At 66.7% G+C, this 12,191-nt stretch carries 10 protein-coding genes and 2 pseudogenes; 4 read left to right on the top strand and 8 right to left on the bottom strand.

The genetic code is table 11. The features are described from left to right. Window positions 1–70: 70 nt before the first annotated feature. Entirely contained in the window at window positions 71–388 is a 318-nt protein-coding gene (locus ACQEU8_RS03790; RefSeq protein ID WP_433096761.1) for a DUF4158 domain-containing protein, read from the bottom strand. Window positions 389–1,316: 928 nt separating this feature from the next. Next, window positions 1,317–2,219, bottom strand: a complete 903-nt coding sequence (locus ACQEU8_RS03785) for a LysR family transcriptional regulator (protein WP_205361464.1) — start codon at window positions 2,217–2,219, stop codon at window positions 1,317–1,319. Between the two features lie 188 nt (window positions 2,220–2,407). Between ACQEU8_RS03785 and ACQEU8_RS03780 the strand changes: the two genes are divergently transcribed. Then, a complete protein-coding gene (locus tag ACQEU8_RS03780) occupies window positions 2,408–2,713 on the top strand; it encodes a DUF1330 domain-containing protein (protein ID WP_433096759.1) in 306 nt (101 codons plus the stop codon). Between the two features lie 232 nt (window positions 2,714–2,945). Here the strand turns inward: ACQEU8_RS03780 and istB are convergent. From istB to ACQEU8_RS03760, 4 genes and pseudogenes are all read right to left on the bottom strand, one after another. Further along, window positions 2,946–3,741 (bottom strand): annotated as a pseudogene (gene istB / locus ACQEU8_RS03775) (IS21-like element helper ATPase IstB). Further along, window positions 3,738–4,109 carry a hypothetical protein gene (locus tag ACQEU8_RS03770; RefSeq protein ID WP_433096757.1) on the bottom strand — a complete coding sequence of 124 codons (372 nt, stop codon included), beginning with the start codon at window positions 4,107–4,109 and terminating at the stop codon, window positions 3,738–3,740. The pseudogene istB and the gene ACQEU8_RS03770 overlap by 4 nt, the downstream one beginning before the upstream one ends. Window positions 4,110–4,983: 874 nt before the next feature. Then, window positions 4,984–5,136, bottom strand: a complete 153-nt coding sequence (locus tag ACQEU8_RS03765; RefSeq protein ID WP_433096755.1) for a hypothetical protein — start codon at window positions 5,134–5,136, stop codon at window positions 4,984–4,986. A gap of 1,144 nt (window positions 5,137–6,280) precedes the next feature. Beyond that, window positions 6,281–7,537 (bottom strand): hypothetical protein, encoded by a 1,257-nt coding sequence (locus tag ACQEU8_RS03760; RefSeq protein ID WP_433096753.1) that lies wholly within the window; start codon window positions 7,535–7,537, stop codon window positions 6,281–6,283. A 541-nt stretch (window positions 7,538–8,078) separates the two neighbouring features. Here ACQEU8_RS03760 and ACQEU8_RS03755 point away from each other — a divergent pair. From ACQEU8_RS03755 to ACQEU8_RS03745, 3 genes and pseudogenes are all read left to right on the top strand, one after another. Next, window positions 8,079–8,276, top strand: a pseudogene (locus tag ACQEU8_RS03755) (3-hydroxyacyl-CoA dehydrogenase family protein); the annotation flags it as partial. 236 nt (window positions 8,277–8,512) lie between these two features. Beyond that, a complete protein-coding gene (locus ACQEU8_RS03750) occupies window positions 8,513–9,022 on the top strand; it encodes an ATP-binding protein (protein ID WP_433096751.1) in 510 nt (169 codons plus the stop codon). A gap of 105 nt (window positions 9,023–9,127) precedes the next feature. Then, on the top strand, window positions 9,128–9,976 hold the full coding sequence (locus tag ACQEU8_RS03745; protein ID WP_433096749.1) for an alpha/beta fold hydrolase: 849 nt from the start codon (window positions 9,128–9,130) through the stop codon (window positions 9,974–9,976). A 73-nt stretch (window positions 9,977–10,049) separates the two neighbouring features. Here ACQEU8_RS03745 and ACQEU8_RS03740 read toward each other — a convergent pair whose 3' ends face one another. Together ACQEU8_RS03740 and ACQEU8_RS03735 are read right to left on the bottom strand one after the other, a co-directional pair. After that, the gene (locus ACQEU8_RS03740; protein ID WP_433096747.1) at window positions 10,050–10,802 is read right to left on the bottom strand and encodes an SDR family NAD(P)-dependent oxidoreductase; all 753 of its coding nucleotides are present in this window, start codon (window positions 10,800–10,802) and stop codon (window positions 10,050–10,052) included. Between the two features lie 80 nt (window positions 10,803–10,882). Further along, window positions 10,883–12,169: an MFS transporter gene (locus tag ACQEU8_RS03735; RefSeq protein WP_433096745.1), complete on the bottom strand. Its 1,287-nt coding sequence runs from the start codon at window positions 12,167–12,169 to the stop codon at window positions 10,883–10,885. Window positions 12,170–12,191: the final 22 nt, after the last annotated feature.

Raw genomic sequence — 12,191 nt, 5'->3', positions numbered from 1 at the left:
ACCAACAGGGCCTCCCGCTGCCGGTCCTCGACCACCTCGACCGGGCAGACCTCCGTCGACAGCCACTCGGTCAGCCGTTCCTGGTCCGCCACTGTCGACGGCCGGAACCCCGGAGCCTCGCGGACCTGCTTCCGGTGCCGCTTCGCGCCCGCAGGTCGTACTCCGAGAGCTCGGCCGCCGGCACCTTGACCCGCCCGGCGACGTACTCGACAGCGGGGTGAGGAAACTCCTCGATGAACTCCGCGAACCGGGCCTCGATCTCGAAGAACTTGAGCATCAGGCGGAAGCCGAGCCTGGTCGGGCCGGACTTGTTGGCGACCAGGTCCCAGTCGCCATCCACCCGCGTCCAGCACGCCACCACGTCTTCCGGCGACCACTCTTGTCGCACACCCGACCCTTGTCGTCGTCGAGCCGTCGGTTCATCCGATCAGCCCAACGAGGCGCCCCAACGGCAGGAAACGGCAGGCCCGAGCCCCTCGGAACCTACCGGCGGGTTACTTGCTCCCTGGTGTCCGAGCTGGGACTACAGGGCTCATACCGATCGCCTTCCGCGGCCACTGGGAAGGCATGGGTGAACGGCAGAAGGGCTCGGGGCGGGAATCGGACGCGCCATACGCCCGGCTGGTGATCGCGAAGAAGAGCGTCGAGTCGGCCCCTCCTGGACAGGTCTCAACTGTGCGTCTGGCAGACCACCATCGCCGAGGTCGACGACCAGCGATGCCGGTACTCGGCCGAGTGGCTGTGTCAGGGTCTCCGGGTGCCATTTCAAGGTGACTCCCGGAGTCGCTTTGGCGAGTTGCGCGTGATCAATGTCAACGTCTCTTGCTGTCGCATGCGCGTGCGATTGGTGGGTTCCGCCGGGGCAGCCTGCTCGGCATGGATCGAGCCCGCCTGCTCAACGAGAGCACGCTGAGAACCCATCTTTGAACCCGCACCCGCCGATGCCGCGGAACTCAGCACGCGGATCGCCCGTCTCGAACACGGCCTCGGGGAGCAATGGAACAGTGGTTGGCGTTGAGCATTGACCCACGTCATGGACGCCGTTGACGGCGGGCGTTCCCGCCGGTTACCCGTGCTTGTCCGGTTCGGCGTCGGCGAAGGCGCGGTATCCGCCGAGATCTCGGGCTGGGCGAGGACGTCGCCGCGGTGTACGACTCGGATCGGATCCGGGGCCATCATCGGATGCTGATCCGCCGGCGTAGCGAGGTCGTGTCGGACATTCAGCAAGACCGCCGTCGTCATCACCGCGAAGTCCGCCGGGCGCAAGGTCTTCGGCTCGCCACCGCAGGCGTCCGTCTCGCTTGACCTCTTGCGCGTCAGTCCGGCAGCCAGTGCAGCTCGTGCGCCAGGGTTTTGGCGACGGCACGGATGCGGCGGTGTAGCGGCGACTGCTCGCGTGGGAGGACCAGGTGGATCGTCAGGCTGGGCGCGCCCCGCAGCGGTCGCCAGGTGAGACCGGCCGGTTGTGCCGTGGCCGCGGCTTCTCCGGCCGGGGCGAGGGTGACCCCGTCGCGCAGGTCGCGCTGGGACATGTCGAAAGAGACTGCGGGCGTGTGGAATCGGGGGTGTGGTCGGGTGTCTCGGAACAGTGCGGACAGCTGATCGTGGATCACGGGGTTGGCCGCACGGTCCGGGAGTCGCAGCGGATACGCGGCCGCGTCGGCGATCTCGATCTCCGGGTGTTCGGCCAGCGGATGGTGCTGCGCCAGCTGGACCCCGATGCGCGCACGCCGCAGCAGGAACCGGCGCACGCCACGGCCCGGCTGTTCACCGCGGGTGATCCCGGCATCGATGCGGCCGTCGGCGACCGCGGGGGAGATCTCCGGCGTCGCCATCGGGACCGCGCCGACCTCGAGTCCGCTGTTGCCGCGAATCAGCCTGTCCACCAGGGCCGGTGCCGTCTCGGCACCGGCGCTGAGGCTGTATCCGATGCGCAGCGTGCCCAGTTCACCGGCCGCCGCGCTCCGGGCGGTGTCCCATGCCCGGTCCAGCGCCGCCAGCGCGGGCGGCGCGGACTCCGCCAAAGCCGCACCGGCCGTGGTCAATACGACGCTACGCGTGTTGCGGACCAGCAGGGCCGTACCGAGTTCCGCCTCCAATCGGCGCATCCGGGCGCTGAGTGCGGGCTGTGCGATACCGATCCGTGCGGCCGCGCGGGTGAAGTTCAACTCCTGTGCCAGCACCAGGAAGTACCGCAGGCTTACCGTATCCGGCGCCACGTGCCCTCCCTGCCGATTGATAACGATCCGTTCTGAGTCTATCCCGTACCGGTCTTTCCCTCGACCGCAGATCAAGGTCTAACCTGCGCATATGGCGATTCAACTGACCGCAGTTCCCGTCGCCGGGATCGATCGATCCGAGTGTCAATTCGCAGTCGGACGTGTCCGGCCCAACACAGGAGATTTCCATGGCTAAGGGCTACTGGGTCAGTGTCTACCCCGCCATTTCCGACCCTGAGAAGCTGACTGCCTACGACAAGCTGGCCGGTCCGGCTGTCCAGGCTGGGGGCGGGCGCGTCCTGTCCCGGATCCCGTCCCGTGGCGGTCGAGTCGTCGCCCACGAGGCCGGAATCACGCAACGCGTCGTTCTGATCGAGTTCGACAGCTTTGAACAGGCCGTCGCGGCATACGAGAGCGAGGCATACCAGAAGGCGCTGGTGGCCCTCCCCGACGGCGTCGAGCGCGACTTCCGCATCATCGAAGGCATCGACTGACCGGCGGGCCCAGCCATCGCTGAGCATCCGTAAGCCGGCCGCCTGGCCACACCACAGGCACCACCCTCACCCGAAAGCTCGGGCAGGGTGTCACACACCGCACACCGTCGGGCAGACCCACCCGGGCCTGCCCGACAGGCCGTCTCCGGAGAGATCCCGCACAACTTGTCAGCCCATAGCGAGAAGGCTGAGTTCGGGTCGCTGTCGGGAGGGTCCCCCGCGTGGTGGCCGGTCAGCTGGCCTCGGCGCGCTCGGCCACCGCCTTCGTGTGGGCGAGCCGGTAGGACTCGGTGCCAGTCTGGATGATCGCGCCGTGGAAGGTCAGCCGGTCGACGATGGCCGCGCAGAGCCGCGGATCCGTGAACGTCGTCGTCCACCCGGAAAACGACTCGTCGGAAGCAATCGCGACACTGTTCTTCTCTTCCCGCTCCGTCAGCACCTCGAACAGCAACTCGGCTCCCCGCCGGTCGAGTTCCATGCAGCCGAGCTCGTCAATACAGAGAAGATCGACGCGCCCGTAGCGGGCGATGGTCTTCGACAGTTGCTTCTTGCCGGCGGCCTCGACCAGTTCGTCGACCAGCTTCGATGGCCAGCACGTAGCGGACGCGGTAGCCGAGCATGTCGGCCTCGGTCCCCAGCGCGATCAGCAGGTGGGACTTGCCCGTGCCGGAGTCGCCGATCAGGCAGAGCGGCTCGCCCTTCTTGACCCGGTCGCAGGTGGTCAGTGTGTTGACCGTGGCCGGGTCGATACTGGGGTTGGCTTCGAAGTCGAAGGCCCTCAGCGACTTGTCCCGGGGGAAGGACGCGGCCTTGATCCGGCGTTCGGAGCGTCGCCGTGCCCGGTCGTCGCACTCGGTGGCCATCAGCAGTTCCGCGAGGGAGGCGCGGTAGGACATCTGGTCGCGGGCAGCACCTTCGGCGAGGTCGTGGAACTGCTGGCGGATGGAGGGCAGCCGCAGCAGTCGGCATGCCTGGTCGATCGATGCGGTGGCGGCTTCTTCGGTCAGCCCGCGTTTGCGTGGGCTCATGATGCCTCCTTCTCGCCGACCGTCCGGCCGTGCTGTTGGCGCAGGAGCTGGTCGTAGTGGGCTACTGATGGAAGAGGTCGGGTGTCGGGCGGCAGATGGGAGAGCTTCCAGTCGGAAGTGACCGTCGCCGATGACTCATCGCGGGGCGCCCCCGTTCTGGCGGAGGTTTCCGTCGTCTCGCCCTGTGCGGCCTTACGTGCTTCCAGCGCGACCGCGTCCGCGGTCAGTGCCCCGGCCCGGTGGGCGGCCGCGAGTCCGTTGACGACATGGTCGTGCTCCATGTGCCGGGTCAGCGGCAACACCTCGATCAGGGCCCGGGTGCCCGCGGCCTCGCCGTGGTCTGCGCGGGCGGCAGCGCACCACCCCAACCACCGACTTCCACAGTCACCGCTGAAACGACTCCCGAAGTCACCGCTGTAACCAGGCCGAGGCGTTCTCCGTGCACGAGGGCAGGCTCATCCTCTCTCCTGGCAAATAGAAATCCGACTCCTCGGTACCGAAGTGCACCGACAACTTCCCCCGGCTGGTCCTCGACACTCGACACGGCGGGCCAGGGGAAGGGCCGCATCCGGATAGCTCCCCTCGACACGGCCGCCCGCGCACCGTGGTTCGGCAACCTCACCCGCAAGACGTAGGTCCTGTCGGCTGCGGGGACTTGCCGAAGCGGGGTGCTGCGCCGCGCCAGTTCCAGCATCCTGCTGCCCCCGGGCCATTACGAGGAGTTCGGAGCGCACGCGGTACCGTCGTGGTCCGTGAGTCCGGACATCGGTGCCCTTTCCAGGCAGGCCGGATGGCACGGCAGATCCCCGGAACCGATGTCCGACAACGGGGCACGGGAGAACCGGCACTCTCGCCGCGCCCGGCTCCTGGCGTCCTCCAATCAACCCTGCCGGGCTCTCGACGCCGGGGTACTCCTCAGCCGAGGAGCTGACGGAGACCATGGGAAGGCTGTCGGTCACCGCTGCGATGCATGGCAGCAGACTGCCTCCTACGGTCCGTCGGGCCCCACCCCTGCGGGCGTGGTTCACGGTCTGCTGGTGGGACAGCAGGCCCGCGACGGCCTGGGCGGTGTCGCCCATGTGTTCTCGGCGGCCGAGGTGGTGAGCCAGGGCCCGCCAGTTCCTCATGCGGGCGATGCCGTGCTCGACCCGGATACGCCGCGAGGAGTGTGCCCTGCGCTGCCGCTCGTGCATCTCCTCGTACCACTCGGGCGGATTCTTCTGGAATTGCGATGCGGTGGTGTCACCATCGGGCCGCCTGTCCGGGCGCCCAGTCCTTGGTGGCCGGCATCGGCGAGGATCTCGACCGCGGGCCGCTGGTCAGGAGTCGGGCCAGCTCCAACTCGCGGGCGTGGGTGATGCCGCGCAGCTTGCGGGGCGGGCCGGGCTGCACCACAGCGCGCGGCCTTCGCCGTCCCTGACCACCATGGATTTGACGGCGTTGTGCTTGTTATTGCTGGCGATGAACTTGTCCCGGTCCTTGCGTTCCGGCGGCGGGCCGCCGGACCCGGATCTCGGTGCCGTCGATGATGCCGGTCGTTCCGCCGGCGCCGAGATGGTCGACGGCCTCGGCCCGAGTCCGCAGCCGCACGTCGGGGCTGACGGTGCCCCCCGATCGGCGAGCAGAGGCCGCACTTCACCGATGGCCCGGGTGACGGTGGAGTGGTCCATCCACGCCGAACCAGCAGGCCAGCACGTCGTGGGAGACCCCGTGACGGATGAACGAGCGTGGCAAGCAGCCGGTCGACGAACACCAAGCGGTGCTTGGCACCGGCGCCCACAGCCCGCTTCCGCGGTCGGGAGGCAAGGCCACAGACCTTGCGTCGCCGCCCTAGTCAGCGGCCGCTATCGGGACGCGAAACGCCTTATGGCCGCCTGCGGCCGAACGATGGACGCTGCACAACAGATCGTCGGACGCGCCCACGAAGCCGACGTTCTCCGTTCCGATTTCACCAATGCGGATCCGGTGTTCGCCTTCGCCGCCAACGAGTTGCCAGCCAGAGCCACCGGCGAGGTCGCTCCGAACGGATGGCGCCGCCAAGCCGCCTTCCTCCTGGTCGGCCTGCGCGCCGAATCCGCCCGCTGCCCCCTGCCGCAAGCCGGCCGACCCAACAACAGGTCCACGACGCTTTGGCAAGCCTCGGAGACAATGCGTAAACGGTCGGCACCGGTTGGCAGCCGAGATGCTGGGCAGCACAGCCACGCACGGCACGGTCCGCCGCCCTCAGCGGACCAGGCGTACGAACCGCGTACCAGGCCCTCTGGCAAGATGCCCGCCCGGGCTCACCGACCTCCGCGCTGCTGATCTGCCTGGCGGGAACGGAACTAGCAGGTCATCCATCTGCACGAAGCGCACAGCGCCCCCCACCCCGTTCTCACCTTCCTGGCCCGCACCGCTGCCCGGCACCAGTCAGTTTTCGACTGGCAGTGAGGGAGACAGAGCAGCCGACACGGCACCGGTGGCCCGAGCCCGCCTCGCGATGGAGGCGGGGCCCACCGGCCGGCAGGAGCCTTCACCGATCAGCCGCCGCTTGCCGCGTCTACTTCCGCCGCGGTTGCCCCTGCCCCTGCCCTCGCGTCTGCTGGGTCTGTTGCTGTTGGGGCGTCAGGCTGGGCATCACTGGCTGGGTTGCGGACGAGGGATACTCGTACCCGCCGGTGGCCGGTGGGGAAAACGCCGATGCCGCGCCGGCCCAGGTCGGGGCTGGAGGAGGAGCGGGGGGAACAAAGGGCTGGTGTGGGGCTTGCGGCTGCTGGTACGAGGCGCTGGGTTGTGGAGCGAACTCCGCCTCTCCCAGCTGGTTCTGCTGCGGCGGGCCGTCGGGCCCATGGTCCCGCAACTCGGGCGGCAGCTTCGTCAGGGCCGCTACGATATTGGCGATAGGCTCAGTATTTTCCGCGGAGATCTTGTAGCTCTTGCCTGAATCGGTGGCCACCAGAGTGAGTTTGCCGGCCTCTTTTAGCGCAGCGATTTCCGGTTCCTCCGATGTGGCGTGCTTACTTTTCGCCCTCGCGAGATCGGCCAATCGATCCAGGGTTTGCTTCGCCCACGGCTTAATCGCTTTCGCCGAGCCTGCGCGAGGACCGTAGGGTGGCACGTGTTCGGGAGGTATTATGCCCCACTCATACATGGCGCGAATATTTCGCCCACGCTTCTCGCCCATTTCGCGTGCGGCCTTCTGGCCAATTGTCGGCGCCCGGGGATGAATTTGCACAAAGCCTTCCCTTTGTGAACGTATGACGGGGATTGCATTGTCAATCAGCGCCCATACTGCCGCAGGGCCCAGCGAAGCTGTCCCTCCCCGGTTGTGATGCAGTCGTATCCTGATGGTAACGGACCAATCCGGCTCGCGATTCCAACCGGCCCGTTTAGCGTTCTCTATTTTGCTGATCCAAACAGGCAGGTATCCTCTCGTTGTCCGTCCTTCATTGAAGAGCCGATAGATTCCGACAGCATCCTGGGTATCTTGGGGAGTAAACCATTTGGCGCGCTGGTCCTGGTTGAGCGCTTTTGGATGGATGTGCCAGCCCAGTCCCTCCAGGTTCTGTACGGGGACGTTGGTATTTCTCAGTTCTATTGCCGTTTGTTCTCCTGCTCCGGGGTTGGCGGGGTCGAGGAAGCTGTGCAGTGCTTCTCCGAGGTTCACTGTCTGTGGCGGAAAGGCCGGAGTCTCCGGTGGCCCTGGTATGCGGATCACCACATCGTCGTTCGGCAGCGTTCCCATGCGCTGTTCGGGCGCTTGCCCGACCCAGCGGAGGTAGGCGTATGCGAGCACGCCATCATCGGGGTTCGGCACGGTGTCCTCCTGGTGAACTGGAATGAGGGGTTGCTTCCCGGTGTCGCGGGACTGGCCGTCGGCTCCTGCAACGGAGCCAGGACCCGGACGGTTCACCTGGCGGCCGGGGGCGGTCAGCCGTTGGTTGCGGTGTGCGTATGGGTGGTGAGGTGGTGTGGAGCCAGGGCTGGTGCTGAAATGTGCTCTCGCGTGTGAAGCGGCTGTGATGTTCCGGGAATTGCTGAGATCGCCAGGGGCGCCGGTGCGGAATCCATCATCTGATGCGCAGCGCTCGCCGGGATATAGGTGCTGGTGAGGCGCCCTGCCCGTGGCTGGGAAGTCGCAGGGGGTGTAGGGGTCTTTCCTATTCGTCAGCCGTGTGATTGCGGGATTCCTGGCGTACGTGCCTGCGCGGGCTCGGGGCCGACGTGGGTGAGGTTTCGGGCCCTTCGCCGAGGGCTGTTGGGTCAGGAAACGCGCAGGTGGTCCCGGCCGACGCTGGTGAGCAAGGGCTGAGTGGGCTGACTCGGAGACGGCGGCGCGCTGCGAGGCCCGCCCACTAACAGCGAGCCCGCAGGACATCGACCAAGGGATGGAGTTGGGATGTGCCCACCCCATGGCTGCTGCGACTCCTCGATCTCATCGGGCTCGACACCGCCCAGGCCGTCGCCGAATCCCTGTACGAGGAGTTCAAGGAGCCCAGTTACGCGCCGCCCGCTCTGCTACGCGCATGGTCACCGCTGGACGCCTGGGCCGCAGGCCCAGCGTGATCCAAACGAGACGGCCCAGCAGGTCAGCCACGACGCCGGAAAACATCAGGACAAGGCACCTGAAAGGTCGCTTCGGGTTGCCGTTCAGTGGCAGCACATCCTGGCTATCGCACTCTGGGGGTTGCCACGCTGTGAATACAACGAACGCAGGCCACTCAACGCAGTGCCTCGACCTCCACCACTGTCCCGCATCTCCAGGGGGCACGCCCCCGATGGAGTGATCAAGATGTTCAACGCACCTATCGGCTCGCTGCCCGTCGGCGACCCACCGCATGCGCCTCTGAAGGATTTCACTACTGATCATGTTGAGGGGCGAGCAGGCTTCCAAGCGGAGTGGATTCTGCCGCGGCAACAGAGGACTCCTTCCCAGGCCAGGGAGCAGACGCGACGCGCCCTGGTGGCATGGGGGGACGTCAGCGAGGACGCGGCAGACGCGGCGGAGTTGATCGTGTCGGAGCTTGTCACCAATGCCGTCGTCCACACGCGCTCCCCTTCGGTGCAGGTGCAATTGCGACTCGACGCGGAGAGCATCTTCGTCATGGTGCGCGACCAAGGGTCGGCGCCGATGGAGCCGCTGAACATTTCCACTTCCGGCAGCGCCCAGAGCGAAGACGGCCGCGGGCTGTTCCTCATCGATCAAACAGCCACCTCCTGGGGGAGCCGGCGGCTCAACACAGGCACCCTTGTCTGGGCCCGGCTGGACCGGTCGCTCTCGCTGCAGGGTATGGCCGCTTGATCCATTCCGGGCTCGGGGCGGAACGGCCCCGAGTTATACCGGAAGCCTCGGCAAGCCCCCTATCGAACGTAAAGGAGAAAGATGCGCCGGGACACTGTCGAGTCGATGAGCCTGGACGACGTCGAATTGACTTACCGAATCGTCGGCGAGGGGCAGGAACTGGTCGTACTGCTCCACGGGTGGCCCCAAACGGGCAGGTGCTGGCGCCATGTCGTGGGGCCGCTCAGCCGCCACCGCACCGTGGTCGCCCCGGACCTTCGCGGATACGGAGCCTCGGGACTGGCCGAATCGGGATACGACAAGCGCTCCGTCGCAGCCGACCTGAGCAGTCTGATTCATCGCCTCGGGTACGACTCGGCGGTTGTGATGGGTCATGACCGGGGCGCCCGTGTCGCCCACCGATGGGCTCTCGATCACCCGTCGGAGATCGATGCCCTGGTGCTGCTGGATATTCTGCCGACCAGGTTTGTCATGCGATCGTTTGACCGCGACTCGGCGAGTGCGATGTGGCACTGGTTCTTCCACCGGCAATCCGATCTGGCGGAAAAACTCATCTCGCAAAATATCGAGGAATATCTTCGACACTTCTTCGACCGGGTTCTCGAATCCGGTGCCGTTGACAAGGATACCTTTGAACATTACGTCGCCGCCTTCTCCGACCGAGGTCACCTGCGGGCGTCACTGGAGGACTACCGAGCGGGCTTCACAACCGATCTCCAACTCGACGAGGCCGATCACGACCGCGGACTGCGCCTGCGGGCACCATTGCTCGTGCTCTGGGGCGCCCAGGGCGGACTCGCCCAGAGCGACGTCCTGCGCATCTGGCAGGACCACCACACCGATCCGGCCGCCGTGCGCGGTCACGCCGTTTCCGGGGGCCACTACGTTCCGGAAGAGGCCCCCGGGGAGGTCGTGACCGCGGTCGAGGCGTTCCTCGACGGCACCCGCACATAAGTGACCCTTGCACTGTGTGCCCCTCGCGTATCGCGCGGTCACACAGTGCAAGGGTCACTCAGGCCACCGGTGGTCACACGGCGGTCAGTCCGCCGTCGACCAGGAGCTCCACGCCGGTCACATAGGAAGACTCATCGCTGGCGAAGAAGAGCACCGCGTCGGCCACCTCGTGGACCTCACCAGCCCGCTTCATCGGCACACCGTCGATCTGCTTGGCTCGCCAGACCGGGTCGGCAGAGCCGCGCGACGTACGCATCGGAGGCAACATACCTGGTGCGACCGCGTTGACCCGTACACCGTGCTCAGCGTGATGTACCGAGGCGGTGGTGGTCATCGCCTTCACGGCAGCCTTGGACGCGCCGTAACCCAGGTGTACGCCGAGTTGGCCGATGGAAGCCGAGATCGAGGACAGATTGACGATCGATCCGCCGCCGGAGCGGGCCATGGCGGCGGCACCGTGTTTGATGCCGAGGAAGACGCCCTTTGCGTTGACCAGCATGAGCTGGTCGAAATATGCGGTACTGGTGAGGTCCGAGGCGAATGTGCCGCTGATCCCGGCGTTGTTGGCCAGCACGTCGAGCCGACCGAACGTGTCGAGGACGCCGTTGATCGCGGCGACCCAGGAGGTCTCGTCCGTGACGTCGAGGTGCAGGTACTGAGCCTGACCACCGGCGGCCTGAATCTCCTCGACCGCGGCGGTGCCGAGGCTGTCGTCGATGTCGGCGAGGACGACCGTGGCGCCCTCGCGGGCGAAGGTCTCGGCGGTGGCCCGGCCCATCCCGCCGGCCGCGCCGGTGATCAGTGCAACCTTGTCCCGCAGGCGCATGCTGTGGCTCCTTTCCGGTCCTGCTTGGTTGTCAGAAGAAGACCGGCCCCGAACAAAAGGGCTCGGCCGGCCGGGTGTTGTCATGCGATTTCCTGACGCGGCTTTTCGCCACCGACGGCCTTCACGGTGGCCGGCTCCCGGTTGGCGGTGGAGGCACGCCGCCCCTTGATCGTCACAGCGACGACGCACACGGCAGCGGGAATGAGCAAGGTGAGGAAGACCTGCCGGTAGCCGAGGTCCGCAGCGACGAGAGCGGTGCCGACTGCCGCGCCGGTTATGGCTCCGAAACGGGCGATGCCGGTGGCCCAACTGGTTCCGGTGGCGCGTATCGAGGTGGGGTAGAAGGCAGCTGACAGGATGGGGAAGCCCGTGCCGACGGTGTTGGTGAACATGCCCAGCACGAAGACCAAGGTTGCGATGACCATGACTTCCTGGGGAGCGAGGGCGACGCAGACGAGCATGACAGCGGCGCAGGCCATCGCGGTGACAACGATGCGGTGCAGCCCGAAGCGGTCCATCAGCCACCCGATCCCGAGGTTTCCGATGGTTCCACCGGCCTGGAGCAGCAGCCCGATCGTTGCGGCGGCGGTCAGGGAGAAGCCGATGTCGGTCATCAGAATGGGCAGCCAGCTGTTGGTCAGGTAGACGATGAAGAACGCGGCGAAAAACCCGACCCAGATGGTGATGGTCCCGGTGCGGAAGCGGCGGGCCAGCAGCCCGGCAATGGGAATCCTGGTGCCGACGGTGGGCTCGTCGAGTGCGAAGCGCGCATCAGACGGGACGTGCTCGGGCACGACGCGGTTCATCAGGCTGACGAGTTCTTCCCGCCGTCCCTCGTGGCGAGCGAGGAACTTCGGCGACTCGGGCAGCGCGACGACAACGACAACGGCGTAGGCGAGAGGAAGGACCCCTCCGACGACCAGGGCCCAGTGCCAGCTTGCGATCTCCACAAGGGCGCTGGTGAGGTAGCCGGCGACAGCGCCACCGAGGGTCATTCCGCAGTACGTCAGGGCCATCATCTGGCTCCGTCGCCGGGAAGGGGCGTACTCGGAGACCAGCGTGGTCGCGTTGGGGAGAGCCGCGCCCAGCCCCAGGCCGGTGAGTACGCGAAGCACGGAGAACCACAGTATGTCGGTGGTCAGGGCGGTTGCGGCGTTCATCACCCCGAAGAAGAGCAGCGAGGCGATGATGACCTTGCGGCGGCCGAGGTGGTCGGCGATCGGTCCGGCGACGAGGGAGCCGATCGCCAGGCCGAGCAGTCCGCTGGTGACGACCGGTCCGAGTTCCGCTTTTGTGAGGCCCCAGTCGGACATGAGCGACGGGCCGAGGTAGCTGACCATGGCGACATCGATTCCGTCGAGGGTCACGACCCCCAAGCAGAGCAGTAGT

The sequence above is a fragment of the Streptomyces sp. CA-250714 genome (assembly GCF_050936705.1).
Taxonomy (GTDB): domain Bacteria; phylum Actinomycetota; class Actinomycetes; order Streptomycetales; family Streptomycetaceae; genus Streptomyces.
The sequence above is the reverse complement of the archived record's forward strand: the minus strand, read 5'-3'. Positions and strand labels throughout refer to the sequence as shown.